This is a genomic window from Micromonospora sp. NPDC003241 (assembly GCF_053589795.1).
In genome coordinates, this window is record NZ_JBSFSO010000006.1 from 14,768 (window position 1) to 32,903 (window position 18,136).

Here is an 18,136-nt window from a genome sequence, read left to right on the forward strand (position 1 = left end):
GCGTTAACCACCCTTTGCACCCCGGTTTTCCTCAAACCCGGAGGAAGTTCACCGATCAGGGCAACAGGATCGCCGCGAGCGGGTGGATCGTCTCCTCGATCTCGTCCGCCACCCGGCTGAAGCACTGGTCGCCGCGTCCCCACGGATCGTCGAGGTCGTCGCTGGGCAGCAGGGACGTGCCCTGGCGGGCGAGGTGGGCAGCCTCCACCACCGCCACGCCCCGGGCGTACACCGCGTCCGGGGTGGCCTCGGCCGCAGGCAGCCCGTCGCGGTCCAGCGCGGTCAGCAGCCGACCGAACTCGCCCAGCACGAAGGTGCGCGCGGCGGCGTCGGGGCGCAGCGCCACCACGTACTCCTGCTGGTCGGCGGTGGCGGTCAGGACCAGGTCCGCGGCGTCGATGTGGTCGGACCGCAGCTTCCGCGCGGCGAAGCCGGTCACCGCGCCGCCCCGGGTGGTCACCTGGCGGGCCGCCGGTGGGTTCATCTCCTCGCCGGCGTGCCAGCCACCGGTGCCCGCGCTGTGGCTGTGCAGCAGTTCCTCGGCCCGGCCGGGGTCGAGGTCGTGCCGGGCCAGCCGCTGACCCACCGCGAGGGTGAGCAGCCGCTCCGCCATCGGCGAGCGGCAGATGTTCCCCATGCAGACGTGCAGGACGGTGAACGGAGGCATTTACGCCACCTGGCTCTCGACCAGCTCCGGCACCACGTCGCGCAGCCGGGCCAGGTCGATGGCGCCCTCCCGGACCACCGTCGGCACCTCGCCGGTCAGGTCCACGATCGTGCTGGGCACCGGGTCGACGGCCGGTCCGGCCTCCAGGTACGCCCGCACCGAGTACGCCAGTTGCTCCCGCGCCTCGTCGGCGGTCTGCGCCGCCGGGCGGCCGATCTTGTTGGCCGAGGCGACCGCCATCGGGCCGGTCTCCCGCAGCACCTCCAGCGCCACCGGGTGCAGTGGCATGCGGACCGCCACCACCCCGCTGTCGTCGCCCAGGTCCCACCGCAGGCTCGCCGAGTGCTTCACCAGGATGGTCAGCGCCCCCGGCCAGAACGCCTCCACCAGGTCGCGGGCGGCGGGCGGCAGCGTGTAGACCAGGCCGTCGAGGGTGTGCCGGGAGCCGATCAGCACCGGTGGCGACGCCTGCGTCCCACCCTTGGCGTCCACCAGAGCCTTCACCGCGTACGGCGTGAACGCGTCGGCACCGACCCCGTACACGGTGTCGGTCGGCAGGACGACCAGTTCGCCGTTGCGCACCGCCTCGATGGCCGCAGCGATGCCGCGGTCCCGGTCGGCGAGGGACCGGCAGTCGTAGAGCATCACGAGGAGCCAGTCTGCCACGTGTCGCCCGTCGCGGGTCGCCGGTGGTCCGTGCGACGGGACGCGGTGGCGAAACGGGACCGGCCGGCGAGGTCGTGGTGGGCGGTGATCGCGGTGTACCGACCGTCGGCGGCGAGCAGCTCGGGCACCGAGGTGCCGTGGGTGTCGTCGTGCTCCACGCCGACGGCGCCGCCGGGACGCAGCAGGTCCGCCGCCCGCCGCACCACCGGACGGATCACGGTCAGGCCGTCGTCCCCGCCGAACACCGCCTCGGCCGGGTCGTGCCCGGCCACCTCCGGCGGTACGGCCACCGCGAGCGGCACGTAGGGCGGGTTGCAGAGCAGCACGTCCACCCGACCGACCAGCTCCGCCAGCAGGTCCGGTGCGGTCACGTCGGCCGTAACCACCTCGATCGGCCGGTCCCCCGCCGCCTCCCGGGTCGCCGCGTTGCGACGCAGCCAGGTCATCGCGGCGGGCGCGCGCTCGACCGCCACCACGCGGGCGTCCGGCACCTCCTGCGCCACCGACAACGCGATCGCACCCGATCCGCTGCACAGGTCCACCACCACCGGGGTCTCCCCGTCGGCCACCCGCTCGGCGGCCCGCTCGACGCCCCAGCCGGCGAGCAGTTCGGTCTCCGGACGGGGCACGAAGACACCCGGCCCGACGGCCAGCTCCAGATGCCGGAACCCGGTGCTGCCGGTGAGGTGTTGCAGTGGCTCCCGCCGGGAACGCCGGGTCACCAACGCCTCGAAGCGGGCCCGTTGCTCGTCGGTGAAGCCGTCCGCGAGCGCCAGCCGCCCCCGGGGCACCGCCAGCACGTACGCGGCCAGGAGTTCCGCCTCGGCGCGGGCCGAGGGCAGCCCGGCGTCGGCCAGGATCCGGGCGGCCCGCGCCAGCACGACGGCGGGGCGATCTCGTCTCGTCCCTTCGGACGGGTGTTGCGGCACGGAGGTCACGCCATAATCATGAGTCGTCGCGGTGCACGTGCATAAGCGGGTGCATCCGGCGACACACCGACGGGAGGTCGAGGGGTGGGCTGGCTCGACCGGGTCGATGACCAGGTTGACGCCCTGACGAAGGCGCGGGCGTTGCAGGAGGTGAGTCGCTCGGCCGAGGCGTCCGCGATCCTGGACCGGGTGCTGTGCACCAGCAGCGACTCCCGGGTCCGCGCCGACGCGCTCGTCCAGCGGCTCTCCGCGTTGATCAATCTCGGTCGCACGGCGGAGTACACCCGGGCGATCGAGGAGGCGTCCGCCGCCGTACGCGACCTCGCCGAGCCGTACCTGCACGGTCACCTCAACGCGCTGGCCGCGCTGGCCGCCCACCACCAGGGCGCGCTGGACCGCTGCGTGACGCACCTGGTGAAGGCCGCCCGGGCGCTGGGCGCGGTCGACGACCCGGACCGCGACACCGCCTGGGGCTGGCACGACCTGGCGATGGCGTACTCCTACCTCAGCTTCCACGGCTACGCGCTCGGGGCGATCGAACGGGCCCGCCAGCTCGGCACCGCCGCCGGCATCCCGGAGGAGACGTTCGCCGCCCCCGGGATCCGACTGCGCAACGCGGTCGCCCTGGACCACACCGGCGACAGCGACGGCTGCCTGCGGGTCCTGCGGGACGTCGCCACCGACCTCGACCGGTTCGTCACCGCCGGCCGCGCCGACCGGCTGCGGCCGAGCAGCCTGGCCGCGTACGGCTACGCGGCGGCCCGTCGGGCCGCCCTCGGCGACGAGATCGACTCCCCCACCGGCGCCGACCCGGCCCGTCTACTCGGCCACGGCGCGGACAGCGCCCGGGCCCGCGACATGCGCCAGCTCGGCCAGGCCTGCCTCGCCGTGGCGGCCGGCCGGCCGATCGAGGCGGTCACCCGACTCGACGCCGTCCAGGTCTCCGCCGAGACGCTCGGCGCGGCCGAACCGGCCCGCCTGCGCAGCATCGCGCTGGCCCGCGCCGGTGACCACGCGGCGGCGCACCGCGCCGACCGGCTGGCCTTCCGGCTCGCCGCGCAACGGCACGACCGGCTCCGCGACGTCTACATCGACGGCATCGCCGCCCGGATCGACCACGAGGAGATGCGCCGCGAGGCCGCGCGGTTCGAGGGCGAGGCGCTGACCGACCCGCTGACCGGGCTGCCGAACCGGCGCCGACTGGAGCGGTACATCGCCTCGGTGGTCGCCCGGGGCGAGCGCGTGGTGATCGGCGTCTGCGACCTGGACGGCTTCAAGGCGGTCAACACCCGGCACGGCCACCACTCGGGCGACCTGGTCCTCCAGCGCGTCGCCGGGGTGATCAACCGGGTGATGCGCCGGGGCGACTTCGTCGCCCGCTACGGCGGCGACGAGTTCGTGGTGGTGCTGGCCGGTGCCGGGATGTCCGAGGCCGCCGAGGTGGCGCGTCGGATCGACGCCGCGATCCGGACCGAGGACTGGGAGTCGCTGGTGCCCGGCACACCGGTCGGCGTCAGCATCGGCTTCGCCGAGGTCGGCGCTGCCGGGCCGGGGCAACGGGACGCGCTCGGCGCCGCCTTCGAGGCCGCCGACCGCGAGATGTTGCAGGCCAAGGCCCGGCCGCGTTCCGCCTGAGCGGCGTCAGCGGCGGATCAGCTCCGGGTCGCCGGCCAGGCGGGCGGCGCGGTCCGCCTCGCTGAGCGCGTCGAGCACACCGTCCAGGTCGCCGGCCAACGCCAGATCCAGGTTGTACGCCGTGTAGCCGATCCGGTGGTCGGTGATCCGGTTCTGCGGGAAGTTGTAGGTGCGGATCCGCTCCGAGCGGTCCACCGTACGCACCTGCGCCTTGCGCGCGTCCGAGGCGGCGGCGTCGGCCTGCTCCTGCGCGGCGGCCAGCAGCCGGGCGCGCAGGATCCGCAGGGCCTGCTCCCGGTTCTGCAACTGGGACTTCTCGTTCTGGCAGGAGACCACGATCCCGGTCGGCAGGTGGGTGATCCGCACCGCCGAGTCGGTGGTGTTGACCGACTGGCCACCGGGACCGGACGACCGGAACACGTCGATCCGCAGCTCGTTCGGGTCGATGGTGACGTCGACCTCCTCGGCCTCCGGCAGCACCAGGACGCCGGCCGCGCTGGTGTGGATCCGCCCCTGCGACTCGGTCACCGGCACCCGCTGCACCCGGTGCACGCCGCCCTCCCACTTGAGCCGGGACCAGACGCCGTGGCCTCCGTCGGGCACACCCTTGGTCTTGATCGCCAGCGAGACGTCCTTGACCCCGCCGAGGTCGGAGTCCTGCGCGTCGATCACCTCGGTGAGCCAGCCCCGCCGCTCCGCGTACCGGGTGTACATCCGCAGCAGGTCACCGGCGAACAGCGCGGACTCCTCGCCGCCCTCGCCGGCCTTGATCTCGACGATGACGTCCTTGGCGTCGTGCGGGTCGCGCGGGATGAGCAGCTCGGCCAGGCGTTCCTCCAGGGCCGGCAGCGTCGACGCGATCGTCTCCGCCTCGGCCGCGAACGACGCGTCCTCGGCGGCCAGCTCCCGTGCCGCGGTGAGGTCGGCCCGGGCCTGCTCCAACTCCCCGGCGGCCTTGTGCAGTGGCACCAGCTCGGCGTACCGGCGGCCGACCCGACGGGCGGTGCCCTGGTCGGCGTGGATGGCGGGGTCGGCCAGACGCTTCTCCAGCTCGGCGTACTCGTCGAGGAGGGCGGCCAGGCGCTCGCTGCTCATGCTGCGGATCGCTCCTTGGACGGCGGGGAGACCGGACGACAGACGGACGACGCCCGCGTCCGGGCGAAACCGGACGCGGGCGTCGGACCAGGAGCTACTTGGCCTTCTTGGCCTGAACCTTGGCGTACTTCTGCTGGAACTTCGCGACCCGGCCCGCGGTGTCCAGGACGCGCTGCTTGCCCGTGTAGAACGGGTGGCAGGCGCTGCACGTCTCGACGTGGATCGAGCCGCCCTTCGCGGTGCTGCGGGTGGTGAAGCTGTTGCCGCAGGAGCAGGTGACGTTCGTGGTCACGTACTCCGGGTGGATGTTGGACTTCATCTCGCCTCGGTCCTCTCGTCTAGGTCGCCGGGTCGCCCTCGCGCGCCAGTGCGCGCGATCGGGGCGTGAACCGGAACCGGTGGCCGATTGACCAGTCTGCCATGGGGCCCAGCCGACCCGCGAAGCGGGCCGTACCGGCTGGTCGGCCAGGTCAACGCCGGACCCGCTCTCCGCATTCCCCGCACGGGCTGACGCATTCCGACCCGCCGACATGCCGGCGGCACAGGAGAGGCACGTGGGGCCGGCGTGGCGGCAGAGAGACCCCCGGCGGTACGTCGAAGGGGCGCGACCGGATCGGCCGCGCCCCTTCGACGGAGGTCTCACCCGGTGGAGGTCACTCCCCCGGCGTCGACTTGGCGATCTGCATCAGGAACTCGATGTTGGTGCGGGACTGCTTGAGCCGGTCCAGCAGGAGGTCGAGTGCCGCCTGCGAGTCCAGCGAGTGCAGCACCTTGCGGAGCTTGTGCACGATGGCCAGCTCCTCCGGCGCGAGCAGGATCTCCTCCTTGCGCGTACCGGACGGGTGGATGTCGATGGCCGGGAAGGTCCGCTTGTCGGCGATCTTCCGGTCCAGCTTCAGCTCCGCGTTACCGGTGCCCTTGAACTCCTCGAAGATGACCGTGTCCGCCATCGACCCGGTCTCCACCAGCGCGGTGGCGAGGATGGTCAGCGAGCCGCCGTTCTCGATGTTCCGGGCCGCGCCGAGGAACCGCTTCGGCGGGTACAGCGCGGTGGAGTCGATACCACCCGACATGATCCGGCCGCTGGCCGGCGCCGCCAGGTTGTACGACCGGCCGAGCCGGGTCACCGAGTCGAGCAGGACGACCACGTCGTGACCCAGCTCGACCAGGCGCTTGGCCCGCTCGATCGCCAGCTCGGCGACGGTGGTGTGGTCCTGCGGCGGACGGTCGAACGTGGCCGCGATGACCTCGCCCTTCACCGACCGCTGCATGTCGGTGACCTCTTCGGGCCGCTCGTCCACCAGCACCACCATCAGGTGGCACTCCGGGTTGTTGTGCGTGATCGCGTTCGCGATCGCCTGGAGCACCATCGTCTTACCCGCCTTCGGCGGCGAGACGATCAGCGCCCGCTGGCCCTTGCCGATCGGCATGACCAGGTCGATCACCCGGGTGGTGAGGATGTGCGGCTCGGTCTCCAGCCGCAGCCGCTCCTGCGGGTACAGCGGGGTGAGCTTGTAGAACTCCGGCCGACGCTTGGCCTCGTCCGGCTCCATCCCGTTGATGGTGTCCAGCCGGACCAGCGGGTTGTACTTGTCCCGCCGCTGCTCGCCGTCGCGTGCCGCGCGGACCGCACCGGTGATCGCGTCACCGCGCCGCAGCCCGTACTTCTTGATCTGGGACATCGACACGTACACGTCGTTCGCGCCGGCCAGGTAGCCGGTGGTCCGGACGAAGGCGTAGTTGTCGAGCACGTCGACGATGCCGGCCACCGGGACGAGCACGTCGTCCTCGCCGACCTGCGGCTCGCGACCGCCGCTGTCGCCGCCACCGCCCTCGTTACGGTCGCCACGACCGCGTCGACGGTCCCGGAAACGGCTGCGCCGGCTACGCCGACCGCCGCCCTCGTCGTCGTCACCGTCGTTGTCCCGATCGACCCGTTGCCCGCGCTCGCCCCGGTCACTGCGGTCACCACGGTCGTTGCGGTCACCACGGTCGTTGCGGTCACCACGGTCACCCCGCTCGGTGCGCTCGGTGCGCTCGCCCCGCTCGGTGCGCTCGCCACGGTCGCCCCGCTCCGCACGCTCGGCGCGGTCGGTGCCACGCTCGCCACGCTCGGCGCGGTCGGTCTTCTCCGCACGGTCGGTGCCGCGCTCGGTGCGCTCGCCCCGCTCCGCACGCTCGGTGCGCTCGGCACGGTCGCCACGCTCGGCGCGGTCGCCCCGCTCCGCACGCTCGGCACCGCGCTCGCGGCCGGACCGGCCCTCGGTGCGCTCGCCGGTCTCGGCGGCGGGCTCCTCGGTGCGGGGCTCCTCGGTCCGGGGCTCCGCAGCGGCGGTCCGGCTGCGCCGGGTCCGGCTACGGCCCTCGGTCTCGACGCTCGCCGCCGGTTGCTCGGCGCGGCGCTCGGCCTCCGGCCGCTCACCCGCGTCGCGAACCTCCGCGTGAACCTCCTCGCGGACCGGTGCGGCGGCCGCCGCGACCTCGGCCCGTGGTCGAGGGGCCCCGGCGGCGCTGCCCTGGCGCTCGGAGATCGCGCTGATCAGCTCGCCCTTGCGCATACGAGCCGTACCCGAGATGCCGAGCGACGCGGCCAGGCTCTGCAGCTCCGGCAGCAGCATCGCCGACAGGCCGGTGCCGCTGCGCCGACGCCGGGCAGGGGCAGCGGTGGTGGCATCGCCAGCGACGTTGGAAACATCCGACGTCACGTCGGTGGTGTCGCTCAATGGATTCCTTCCCTCGATAAGGCCGGGACTGCCCGGAATCGACTAACAGGTGGCCGGGCGGCCTCGGTGCACCCGCCTCGCATGACGCTTCGCGGGAGTCTGTGACACAGCAGCCGGTCGGTCGCCCGACCCTCCAGGAAGCCGGAGAGCGGGTTTCGCCGTCTGCGGCGACCAGTGAAGACTGCGGTGCGGCGTATGCCTAAGCAGGGGTGACGGGCTTACCGCCGAAAGCTTCGGGGGTGCGCCGACCCGCAGGAGATCGCATGCTTCGCGGCTGTGCTAAGTCTAGAGCGTAATCAACTCTTCCGACCTGCGGCAACAGGGTCCCGCTCCGCGTGTCCGAGTCTACCCTGCTCGACCTGCGCGCCGGGCACGTCTATCGGCAACTGCAGAACCTGCCATTCTGTTCCCGCGTCGAAGCCTTCCGGCAGCTCAGACAGAGCGAGCACGGTCGGTCCGGCCCCACTGACCACGGCGGCCACACCGGCCGCACGCAACTCGTCGACCACTGCGGCCGTACCCGGCATCGACGGTGCGCGATAACCCTGGTGCAGTCGGTCGACGGTGGCCGGCAGCAACAGATCCGGCGCGGTGGTCAACGCGTGCACCAGCAGCGCCGCCCGCCCGGCGTTGAGCGCGGCGTCAGCGTGCGGCACGGTCGCCGGCAGCGCCGCCCGCGCGGAGGCGGTCAGCCCGCGCTCGGTCGGCACCAGCACCGTCGGGCGTACGCCCTCGGCCACCGGCAACGACACCGCCCGCGCACCGGCGGACTCCGTCCAGGCCAGCGTGAACCCGCCGAGCAGACAGGGCGCGACGTTGTCCGGATGTCCCTCGATCCGGGCGGCCAGCCGCAGCGCGGCGGCGTCGTCGAGCCGCTGTTCCCCGTCGACCACCAGGGCCCGGGCCAGCAGCACGCCGGCCACGATCGCCGCCGAGGAGGAACCGAGCCCACGTGCCTGCGGGATCCGGTTGACACACTCCAACGCCAACCCGGACGGCTGGCCGCCGAGTTCGTCGAAGGTCGCCCGCATGGCGCGTACCACCAGGTGCCCGTCGTCGGCCGGCAGGTCGTCGGCGCCCTCACCGGCCACCGAGACGGTCACGCCACCCGCCGTCACCTCGGCGGCGACGTCGTCGTAGAGCGCGAGGGCGAGGCCCAGGGCGTCGAAGCCGGGACCCAGGTTCGCACTGGTGGCGGGGACCCGGACCCGGACCGGGCCGGCGGCGAATGTGGTCGGCACGCCGCCCATGCTAGGGCCCCAGCGGCGACGTCCGGCACGCCGCCCGTCCCCTGGGACGCAGCTTCCGCCTGAGCACGCTTGCCGACAGGTCCTAGTCTGCTCAGACCGACGGCTTCGGGAGGACTGCATGTACGACTTCAGGTATCTGCTGGTGCAGGTGGCGATGGAGCTGCCGACGCTGGCGGTGCTGATCACCGGCGGCGTACTGGCGGCCTCCGCCCGGGGGCGGCTGCCGGAGCCGGTCCGCCGCCTGCTGCTGGCCGGGCTCGCCGTCCTCCTGGTCCTCACGCTGTTCAGCACCGCGTGGTCGGTCGCCCTGCCCTGGGTGGCCACCGAGGGTCCCGCCCGCTTCGGCGCGCTGTCCCTGGTGGTCGGAGTGATCCACGCGCTGCTCCTCCCGGCCGGGGTCGGGCTGCTGATCGCGGCCGCGTTGGCCGGCCGGCGGAGCGGCCCGGCACCGGGCCCGACCGGACCGGGCGCCCCCGCAGCCTGGGATGCGTCGCCGGCCGACGCGTACCCACCTCCGGTGGACGCGTACCAGCCGCCGGCCGACCCGTACGGACCTTCGGCGGACCCGTACCGACCGCCCACCGTCACCCGCTAGCGGGGCGGTTCTACCGGGTCGTCGTCTCGGCGACGGTCGGCGCCACGGCGGCGAGCGAGAGTCGTCGGGTGGCCACCCGCCAGCCGATCGCGTACGTCAACGTGACCAGGCCGCAACTGGCCAGCACGATCCGTTCGTCCACCACGTCCACCACCGAGGCGACCGCGAGCTGGCTGACCGAGATCGCCAGCGTCGCCAGCATCATGTCGGTGGCGAACACCCGGCCCCGCAACCGGTCCGGCACCTCACCCTGCAACGCGAAGTTCGACATCACCCAGTTGCTGCCACCGGCGAAGTGCGCCACGAACACCAGCACCAGCACCAGCGGGAACCAGGGCACCACCGAGGTGCCCAGATAGGCGAGCCCGTACGCCGACATGGACAGTGCCAGTCCGGGCAGCAACCAGGCCCGGTTGGTCAGCACCCGACGCATCAGGATCGGGCCGACCAGCGCGCCCGCGCCGCGTACCGCGAACAGCAGGCCGGTGCCGAGCGCGCCGACCCCGTACACCCCGGCCAGCAGCGGGAAGACGGTCAGCACGCCGTTGCCCAGGCCGACCGCCGACTTCACCGTCACCAGGGCCAGCACCCGGGGGCGGTGCGCGATGTAGCCCAACGCCTCGCGGATCGCCGCCCAGGTCTGCGGCGGCGCCTCGTCCCGCTCGCGCGGCGCCTGGAGGGGCCGGCGGATCCGGGTGGCCAGCACCGCGGCGAGCACCAACGCGACGGCGGCGACCCAGAAGCAGACGTACGGCCCGGCGGCCGCGCTGAGGACGCCGCCGAGGGAGGCGCCGACGACGGTCATGGTGCCCCAGGCCGACCCGGCCACCGCGTTGCCCGCGGCCAACTCCTCCGGGTCGAGCACGTTCGGCAGGGCCGCCTGCGCGGCCGGGGAGTAGAACGCCTTGGCCACCGCGATGACGCCGATGCCGAGCATCGCCAGCCAGGCCGTGCCGGCGTCCCGTACGCCGAGCAGGAGCAGGGCGCCGACCAGCGCGGCCGCGTTCGCGGCGATCATGATCTTGCGACGGTCGAACCGGTCGGCGATGGTCCCGGTGTACGGCAGCAGCAACGCCACGATGCCGGTGTCCACGGCCAGCACCAGCGCGCCCCACACGCCGCTGCCGGTGAGCTGCGGCAACAGGACCAGCAGCGGCACCATCACGAACCAGTCGGCGCCGAAGACCACCAGTTGCGCCAGGAAGAGGCTGCGGAAGTTCCGGTTGCGGGTGATGACCCCGACGGTGGACGCCACGAGCCGGACCCTACCCGGCCGCCCTCCCCCGGTGAGTCGGGGCGCGGACACCCGGATGTAAGGAGGGGTCCCCTGCTATGCACGAGGCGTTAGTAGGGGACCCCTCCTTTCACTCGGTGGGCGGGAACGGCGAGTTGCGGGTCTTCGGCAGCCGGAGCACCTCGAACTGGTCGGTGCTCTCGATCAGCGCGCCGGAGGGCGCCGCCGGCACCGGCCGGCTCTCCGGTCTGCGCTCCTCGGCGGCCGGCGCGGCCGGATCCGCCTCCCCGCCGGCCGGCTCGTCGCCGGTCGCCTCGGCGGGCTCGACCTCACGCGACTCGTCCTCGGGCGTCGAGCCGGACGGGCCCCGACGCCGGCCCCGCACCGACGCCTTGGTGTCCTCCACCATGGCGTACAGCGTGGGTACCAGGATCAGCGTGAGCAGGGTGGAGCTGAGCAGGCCGCCGATCACCACGATCGCCAGCGGTCGGGAGATGAACCCGCCCTCGCCGGTGAGCCCGAAGGCCATCGGCGTCAACGCGAAGATGGTCGCGATGGCGGTCATCAGGATCGGGCGGAGCCGGTGGCGTCCACCCTCGACCACCGCCTCCCGGACGCCCATCCCCTGGGCCCGGTACTGGTTGACCAGGTCCAGCAGCACGATCGCGTTGGTCACCACGATGCCGACGAGCATGAGCACGCCGATCAGCGCCGGCACGCTCAACGCGGTGCCGGTGGCCAGCAGCAGGGCGACCGCGCCGGTGGCCGCGAACGGAATCGAGACCAGCAGGATCAGCGCCTGTACGACGCTGCGGAAGGTCGCCATCATGATCAGGAACACGATCGCGATCGCGGCCAGCACGGCCAGACCGAGATCGGCGAAGGTGTCCCGCTGCTCGGCGCTGACCCCGCCGATGGTCAGGGTCGCTCCGGGTACGTCGATCGCGTCCAGCTCGCGTTGCAGCTCGCTGCTGATCGCGCCCAGGTCGGAGCCGGTGACCGTGCCGGTCACCGAGACGCTGCGCTCACCGTCGATCCGCCGCACCTGCTGTGGTCCGGTGGTCTCGGTGACCTCGGCGATGTCGTCCAGCTTCACCGCGCCGACCCGCATCTCGCGCAGCTCGGTCACGGTCGTCGGCGGCTGCGCGGACAGCCGCAGCACCACGTCGCGCGCACCGTCGTCCAGGCTCACCTGGCCCAGCGGCGTACCCCGGAACGCCTGCGCGACGAGTTGGCCGACCGCGGCCTCGGTGAGCCCGGCCCGGCTGGCGGCCGTCCGGTCGACGGTCACCTCCACCCGTGGCACCTGCTCGGTCAGGGTGGACGAGACGTCCTCGACGCCCCCGAGGCGGGCCAACACCGCCTCGGCCTGCTCGGCGGCCCGGGTCAGCGCCTCGGGGTCGGCGGCGCGCACCACCACGGCCAGCTCGTTGGCGGACGCCCCGCCCTGGCCCGCCGGGAAGGTGATCTCGCCCGCCTCGGCGCCGAGCGCCCCGATGCGGTCCCGCAGGATGCCGCGCATCTCCTTGGCGTCGGTCTCCTCGCCGAGTAGCAGCGCGTAGCTGGCCACGTTGTTGCCCGCGCCACCGCCCCACGGCGAGTCGCCGCCACCGGCGGTGACCTGGTACGACCGCACCCCCGGCGTCTCCGCCAGCACCGCCTCGACCCTCCGGGCCGCCGCGTCGGTGCCGACCAGCCCGGTGCCCACCGGCAGCTCCTGCCGGATGTTCAGGGTGTCCTGGCCGGAGTCGTCCAGGAAGTTGGTCTCCAACTGCCGGGCCAGGCCGAACGTGCCGAGCAGCACCACCAGCCCGGCCCCCAGGGTGGCCAGGCGGAACGCCCGCCGCCCGGTGGCGAACCGGATCACCGGCAGGTATGCCCGCTGCAACGGGCTGCGCAGTTCCCGCTCCTCGGCGGCGCGGCGCACGGCTGCCCCGTCGGCGCCGGTGACCGGCTTGAGGAACCAGTACGCGAGCACCGGCACCACCGTCAGCGAGACCAGCAGCGAGGCCAGCAGCGCCACCGTGACCGTGATCGCGAACGGTGCGAAGAGCTGGCCGACGAAGCCGCCGACCAGGGCGATCGGCGCGAAGACGGCGACCGTGGTGAGCGTGGAGGCGGTGACCGCTCCGGCCACCTCGCGGACGGCGGTGAGGATCGCCTCCCGCTTCGGTCCGCCGTACGTGAGGTGCCGTTTGATGTTCTCCAGCACCACGATCGAGTCGTCCACCACCCGCCCGACAGCGACCGTCAACGCGCCGAGGGTGAGCAGGTTGAGCGAGTAGTCGCCGATCCAGAGGGCGAGCAGCGCGACCACCACGGACAGCGGGATGGAGACCGCGGTGACCACGGTGGAGCGGATCGACAGCAGGAACACCAGGATGACCACCACGGCCATGATCAGGCCCAGCAGACCCTCGGTGCTCAGCGTCTTGATCGACTTTTCCACGAACGGGGCCTGGTCGAGCACGACGGTCAGCTCGGCGCCGGTGGCGGCCCGCAGGCCGTCGAGCCGGTCGGCGACCGCGTGCGAGATCTGCACGGCGTTGCCGTCCGGGTCGGCGGTGACCGCGATACCCAGGCTCTCCCGACCGTTGGTACGCGTGATCGCGGTGGCCGGGGCGAGCTGCTCGGAGACGGTGGCGACGTCGCCCAGGCGGACCGGACCGGTCTTGCCCCTCGCCGGCGCGACGATGACGGCCCGCAGGTCGTCCAGCGTGGTCAGTGGCGAGCCCACCTGCACCGGCAGCGCCCGGTTGCCGTCCAGGACCGCTCCGGCGGGCACCGACACCCCGTTGGCCTGCAACGCGGTGCCGATCGCGGTCGGCGGCACGTTGGCCCGGGTCAGCTTGGCCGGGTCCGGGGTGATGACCACCAGGTCGTCGCGGACGCCGGTCAGCTCGACGCCGCGTACGCCCTCGATGGCCGCCAGCTCGGGCACCACCGTGTCCCGCAGTGTGGCCGCGAGGGCACGCTCGTCGTCACCGCCGCTGGCGGCGAGCACCACGGCCGGCAGGTCGTCCGTGCTGCCGGCGATCACCTGCGGCTCGACCTCGTCGGGCAGCCGGGTGCGGTTGAGCGCGGTCTGCATCCGGTTGACCACGTCGTCCAGGTCGGTGCCGAACTCGTACTGCACCTGGATGGTGCTCAGTCCCTCGCGGGAGGTGGAGGTGACGCTGTCCAGCGCGGGAATGCCTTGCAGGCTGTTCTCGATCGGCACGGTCACCTGGGACTCGACGACCTCGGGTCCGGCACCGGGGTAGGACGCCACGATGAACGCGGCGGGGAACTCCAACGAGGGCAGGAGTTGCTGCTTCAGCGACGGCACGGCGTACGCACCGAACGCCGTGGTCACCACCGCGATGAGGGCGACCAGCCCTCGGTTGGCGAGGCTGAATCTGGCGAGCAGCGACATCGGCGTGGCTCACTCCTGGGGAAGGCGTTCGAAGGGCACGAGCAGTGTGCCCGACCCGGTCCGCCCGTCGGTGTCCGGGGCGGGCCCGGCGGGCACCGGCTCGGCGGTGCCGATCCGCAGCGACGCCACCAGGTCCCGGTACAGCTCGTCGGTGCGCAGCAGGGTGGCGTGGTCCCCCGACGGCGCGGATCCGTCCCCGCTCCATCACCACGATCTGGTCGGCGTCGAGCACGGTGGAGAGTCGGTGCGCGATCGTCACCACCGCCCCTTCCTGGGCCCGCTGCCGGACGCAGCGGCTCACCACCGCCTCGGTCAGGCCGTCGACCTGCGAGGTGGCCTCGTCGAGCAACAGCACGTCCGGCGTACGCAGCACCGCCCGCGCCAGCGCGATGCGCTGCCGTTCGCCGCCGGAGACGGTGGTCGCCGCCAACGGCGTGTCCAACCCGAGCGCCAGCCCGCTCACCTTCTCGTGCAGGTTCACCGCCCGCAGTGCGGTCCAGAGTTCGTCGTCGCTCGCGTCCGGATGGGTGAAGCGCAGGTTGTCCCCGATGGTGCCGGGCACCACCGGCGCCTCCTGCTCCACGTAGGCCAGTCGGCCACGGATCTGCGCCGGGGTGTGGTCGGCGTACCGGCCGCCGTCGAGCAGCAGTTCCCCGTGCTCCGGTTCGACGAAGCGCAGCAGTAGGGAGAACAGGGTGGTCTTGCCGGCCCCCGAGGGCCCGACCAGCGCGGTGTGGCCGACGCGGGGAATCTCCAGGTCGATGTCCCGTACGGCGGGTGGCGCCGAGGGCGCGTACCGGGCGGTGACGCCCCGCAGCGTCAGCACCGGCCCGGCGGGGTCGCGGTGTCCGGCGGTGCCGACCGGCGGTACGGGCTCCGGCGCGGCCGTGGTGGTGGTCGGCGACGAGCCGGGTTCGACCTCCACCGCCTCGATCTCGCGGAGCCGACCGGCCGCCGCGATCCCGGCCTGCATGGCGGTGAGGTTCTGGGTCAGCTCACCGATCGGCCCCATCAGCCCGAAGGCGTAGAGCAGGAACGCGATCAGGGTGGACACCTCGATCAGGCCCTGTTCGGCCCGGGCCGCACCGACGCCCAGGATGACGATGACGGCGAGCTGGATGCCGGTCCAGGAGATGGTCCACACCAGGGCGCTACGGCGTGCGGCGCGAAGTCCGTGCTCGGCGGCGTCGCGGGCGTGCGTGGTGAGCGCCGACGTCTGACGCTGTTCGGCGCGGCTGGCCTTGACCGTCCGGATGGCGCGCAGTGAGCCTTCCAGGGACCCGCCGAACCGCCCGACCGATTCCTGGGCCGCCTCCTGGGCACGGCCGATGGAGGGCAGCAGCAGTCCCATCAGCACCGCCACCACGACCACCGCGACCATGGTGGCGCCGAGCAGCACCAGGTCGAGCGCGCCCATCAGCACCAGCGTCCCGACCAGCGCCAACGCACCGTTGGTCAGGCCGACCAGGCTGCCGGACGCCTGGTGCAGCAACGCGGGGTCGGAGGTGGCCCGGGTGACCAGTTCACCGCCGGAGCGGTGGGTGAGCTGGTCGATCCGGGCGGCGAAGTAGCGACGGATCACGCCGGTGCGGGCGTCGAGCACCACCCGCTCGGCGATGCGGCCCATCAGGATCCACTGCCACAGCGAGATGGCGGCACCGACCACCACGAGCACCAGCAGCACGGCGACCGGTCGGGCCAGCGACTCACCGGCACCGAGGGTGTCCAGCACCCACTTGGTCACCAGCGGGGTGGCCAGCCCGGCCGCGTTGGCGACCAGGCCGAGCAGCAACCCGACCAGCATGGCCGGCCAGTGCGGTCGGAGATAGGTCAGCAGCAGCCTGGTGCGGGCTCGCGGGGCGGTCGACTCCGGTTCGGTCGCGATGGGTACGCCGGTCACAGTCACCCCGAAATGGAACACCACTGTTCCACTACGGGCAAGCAATATTCCGAATCCGTACGTTGGTAACCTGTCCGGCGTGACGACCACCGACGAGAGCGGCAGCCGGGCGCGGACCCGGCAGGCCATCCTGCAAGCCGCGATCGAGGTGCTCAGTCACCACCAGGCCGCCAGCCTCGGCGAGATCGCCACCGCCGCTCAGGTCGGTCGGACCACCCTGCACCGCTACTTCGCCGAACGCTCCGACCTGCTGGCCGCCGTGGCGGCCGAAGGTGCGACCCGGCTGAACGAGGCCACCGGACGCGCCCGCCTGGCCGACGGCACCGGCGCCGAGGCGCTGCTCCGCCTCTGCGCGGAGTACTTCGACCTGGGCGACCTGCTCTCGCTCGTCTTCGCGGAGCCGGCGATCATCGAGGACCCGGTCTGGGGCACCGAGGTCTGCGACGACGACTTCTACGCCATGATCGCGCGGGGCCACACCGACGGCAGCATCGACCCGGCGCTGCCCGCGCCGTGGGTGCAGTCCGTGCTCTGGTCCCAGTTGTACGCCGGCTGGAGCTACCTGGCCGCACACGAGGTCTCCCGGCACGAGGCCCTCGGCCTGGTCATCCGCACCATCGCCGGCGCGGTCGCGCCCCGGGCCTGACCGGCGGCGCCACTTCGGATCCGACCGCCGTCACCCGCCCGACTCCCCCGGCGCAGCCGACGGCACGGGCCCGACCTGCGACCCCGGCCCGACCGACGACCCCGGCCCGGCGATCGGCACGGGCTCGACCAGCCCGTCGGTGGCGGCCCGCCGACGCGGCACGCCCACACCACCACGGCGTGTCGACCGTGGCACCGCCGGGGCGCCCACCCTCAGCAGCCGTGGCCGCCTCCGGGCGGCGAGATCCTCGATCCACCCGACGGCCAGCGCCGCGACGACGGTCAGCAGGACCATCCCGACCAGGCGCAGCCCCACATGGGCGACGGAGTCGAAGGAGAGCCACGGCATGAGCAGAGCCGTGATCGCCGCGCTGGCCGGGATGTGCCACAGATAGACGGTGAGCGCCCGGGCGTTGACCAGGCGCAGCAGCCCGCCACCCCGCGCCGGCCGGGCCGCCTCCGACGAGCGGGGTCCGCCGGACGAGCGGGGAGCCAGCCGCAGCAGCGCCGCGACCCAGGCCACCGACCAGATGGTGGAGCCGGCCGGGATGTGGTTGAGCTCGCTCGGCGTACCCGTGGTGGCGGCGAGCAGCACCCAGGTGCCGCCGACGGTGGCCAGCACCAGGACCAGGCCGCGATAGAGGCGCGCCGGCACCCGCCGCAGCAGTCCGTCCTGGTATGCGAAACCCAACAGCCAGCAGGGCAGGTACGACACGACGAAATAGAACTGGGTGACCCCGGCGAGATACGTGCACACCGGCAGGATGGTGGCCGCCGCGAGCACCGGCCACGGCCAGCGGCGGTACAGCGGCAGGAACAGCGGTGAGAGCAGGGTCAGCCACAGGTACGTCGAGACGTACCAGAGCCCGACGGTGAACGCCCATCCCCAGGACATCCCGCCCGCCGACGGCACCCGCAGCGGCAGCAGCCACCAGAGGACGTCGCCGAACCCGAACCCGCTCGGCGTACCGGTCACGCGACCGGCGACGACGACCAGCACCAGCACCGTCGCGCCGAAGGCCCAGAACGGCACCAGCAGCCGCCGCATCCGGCGGGCGACGGCCCGGGTGCCGTACCGGTCCAGCGACGCGGCCAGCAACGCACCGGCGACGCCGAACATGACGCCCATCGCCGGGACCAGCAGGCTCAGCCACAGCCACCCGGTGGCGTGGTACAGCAGCACCCGGGCCAGTGCCGCGGCGCGCAGCAGGTCCAGGTAGGAGGTCCGTGGCTGCGCGGCGACAACGGGCGTGACGCCTGTCGCGCCGGGCACCCGCCGAGTGTCGGCAGCCACCGGGTCGGTAGCCACCCCACAGTTGTACCGCCAGAAGCCGCTTTTGCTACCAAAACGCCCATAAAGGAGAAAGAGGGCGGTTTTGCGG

Annotated in this window: 13 protein-coding genes and 1 pseudogene; 3 read left to right on the forward strand and 11 right to left on the reverse strand. The window is 73.0% G+C overall.

Annotated elements, in window-relative coordinates:
- Positions 1 to 55: 55 nt before the first annotated feature.
- Genes ACWDVW_RS06845 through prmC form a run of 3 tightly spaced genes read right to left on the reverse strand, consistent with a single transcriptional unit; the run spans position 56 to position 2,271 of the window.
- Positions 56 to 667, reverse strand: a complete 612-nt coding sequence (locus tag ACWDVW_RS06845; RefSeq protein WP_449945625.1) for an arsenate reductase/protein-tyrosine-phosphatase family protein — start codon at positions 665 to 667, stop codon at positions 56 to 58.
- Complete coding sequence (locus ACWDVW_RS06850; RefSeq protein ID WP_350693141.1) at positions 668 to 1,312, reverse strand: L-threonylcarbamoyladenylate synthase; 645 nt, start codon at positions 1,310 to 1,312, stop codon at positions 668 to 670.
- Complete coding sequence (prmC, locus tag ACWDVW_RS06855; protein WP_449945627.1) at positions 1,312 to 2,271, reverse strand: peptide chain release factor N(5)-glutamine methyltransferase; 960 nt, start codon at positions 2,269 to 2,271, stop codon at positions 1,312 to 1,314. Before prmC ends, ACWDVW_RS06850 begins: the two co-directional genes overlap by 1 nt.
- A 75-nt stretch (positions 2,272 to 2,346) precedes the next feature.
- On the opposite strand from prmC, the gene ACWDVW_RS06860 reads away from it, so the two are divergent.
- Positions 2,347 to 3,897, forward strand: coding sequence for a diguanylate cyclase domain-containing protein (locus ACWDVW_RS06860; RefSeq protein ID WP_449945629.1), 1,551 nt, complete (start codon positions 2,347 to 2,349; stop codon positions 3,895 to 3,897).
- Positions 3,898 to 3,903: 6 nt separating this feature from the next.
- Here ACWDVW_RS06860 and prfA read toward each other — a convergent pair whose 3' ends face one another.
- The 4 genes from prfA to thrB all read right to left on the reverse strand — a co-directional run bounded on the left by prfA (position 3,904) and on the right by thrB (position 8,965).
- A complete protein-coding gene (gene prfA, locus ACWDVW_RS06865; RefSeq protein ID WP_449945631.1) occupies positions 3,904 to 4,992 on the reverse strand; it encodes a peptide chain release factor 1 in 1,089 nt (362 codons plus the stop codon).
- 94 nt (positions 4,993 to 5,086) lie between these two features.
- Entirely contained in the window at positions 5,087 to 5,311 is a 225-nt protein-coding gene (gene rpmE / locus ACWDVW_RS06870) for a 50S ribosomal protein L31 (protein ID WP_350692447.1), read from the reverse strand.
- Positions 5,312 to 5,645: 334 nt separating this feature from the next.
- Positions 5,646 to 7,715: a transcription termination factor Rho gene (gene rho, locus ACWDVW_RS06875; RefSeq protein ID WP_449945633.1), complete on the reverse strand. Its 2,070-nt coding sequence runs from the start codon at positions 7,713 to 7,715 to the stop codon at positions 5,646 to 5,648.
- Between the two features lie 296 nt (positions 7,716 to 8,011).
- Positions 8,012 to 8,965: a homoserine kinase gene (gene thrB, locus ACWDVW_RS06880; protein WP_449945635.1), complete on the reverse strand. Its 954-nt coding sequence runs from the start codon at positions 8,963 to 8,965 to the stop codon at positions 8,012 to 8,014.
- 118 nt (positions 8,966 to 9,083) lie between these two features.
- Here thrB and ACWDVW_RS06885 point away from each other — a divergent pair, with 118 nt between their 5' ends.
- Complete coding sequence (locus ACWDVW_RS06885) at positions 9,084 to 9,560, forward strand: hypothetical protein (protein ID WP_449945637.1); 477 nt, start codon at positions 9,084 to 9,086, stop codon at positions 9,558 to 9,560.
- A 10-nt stretch (positions 9,561 to 9,570) separates the two neighbouring features.
- Here the strand turns inward: ACWDVW_RS06885 and ACWDVW_RS06890 are convergent, their stop codons facing one another.
- From ACWDVW_RS06890 to ACWDVW_RS06900, 3 genes and pseudogenes are all read right to left on the reverse strand, one after another.
- Positions 9,571 to 10,815 (reverse strand): MFS transporter, encoded by a 1,245-nt coding sequence (locus ACWDVW_RS06890; protein WP_449945639.1) that lies wholly within the window; start codon positions 10,813 to 10,815, stop codon positions 9,571 to 9,573.
- Positions 10,816 to 10,924: 109 nt separating this feature from the next.
- A complete protein-coding gene (locus ACWDVW_RS06895) occupies positions 10,925 to 14,209 on the reverse strand; it encodes an efflux RND transporter permease subunit (protein WP_449945640.1) in 3,285 nt (1,094 codons plus the stop codon).
- Positions 14,210 to 14,597: 388 nt separating this feature from the next.
- A pseudogene (locus ACWDVW_RS06900) lies at positions 14,598 to 16,238 on the reverse strand (ABC transporter ATP-binding protein); the annotation flags it as partial.
- Between ACWDVW_RS06900 and ACWDVW_RS06905 the strand changes: the two are divergent.
- A complete protein-coding gene (locus ACWDVW_RS06905) occupies positions 16,189 to 16,755 on the forward strand; it encodes a TetR/AcrR family transcriptional regulator (protein WP_449945642.1) in 567 nt (188 codons plus the stop codon). The pseudogene ACWDVW_RS06900 and the gene ACWDVW_RS06905 overlap by 50 nt on opposite strands.
- 30 nt (positions 16,756 to 16,785) lie before the next feature.
- On the opposite strand, the gene ACWDVW_RS06910 is transcribed toward ACWDVW_RS06905, so the two are convergent.
- Entirely contained in the window at positions 16,786 to 18,027 is a 1,242-nt protein-coding gene (locus tag ACWDVW_RS06910) for an acyltransferase family protein (protein WP_449945643.1), read from the reverse strand.
- Positions 18,028 to 18,136: the final 109 nt, after the last annotated feature.

What these genes read in the sequence shown, in the direction of transcription:
- ACWDVW_RS06895 (WP_449945640.1), bottom strand. Translation starts at nt 14,209, where the DNA reads ATGTCGCTGCTCGCCAGATTCAGCCTCGCCAACCGAGGGCTGGTCGCC.
- ACWDVW_RS06845 (WP_449945625.1), bottom strand. Translation starts at nt 667, where the DNA reads ATGCCTCCGTTCACCGTCCTGCACGTCTGCATGGGGAACATCTGCCGC.
- ACWDVW_RS06885 (WP_449945637.1), top strand. Translation starts at nt 9,084, where the DNA reads ATGTACGACTTCAGGTATCTGCTGGTGCAGGTGGCGATGGAGCTGCCG.
- thrB (WP_449945635.1), bottom strand. Translation starts at nt 8,965, where the DNA reads ATGGGCGGCGTGCCGACCACATTCGCCGCCGGCCCGGTCCGGGTCCGG.
- rpmE (WP_350692447.1), bottom strand. Translation starts at nt 5,311, where the DNA reads ATGAAGTCCAACATCCACCCGGAGTACGTGACCACGAACGTCACCTGC.
- prfA (WP_449945631.1), bottom strand. Translation starts at nt 4,992, where the DNA reads ATGAGCAGCGAGCGCCTGGCCGCCCTCCTCGACGAGTACGCCGAGCTG.
- ACWDVW_RS06850 (WP_350693141.1), bottom strand. Translation starts at nt 1,312, where the DNA reads ATGCTCTACGACTGCCGGTCCCTCGCCGACCGGGACCGCGGCATCGCT.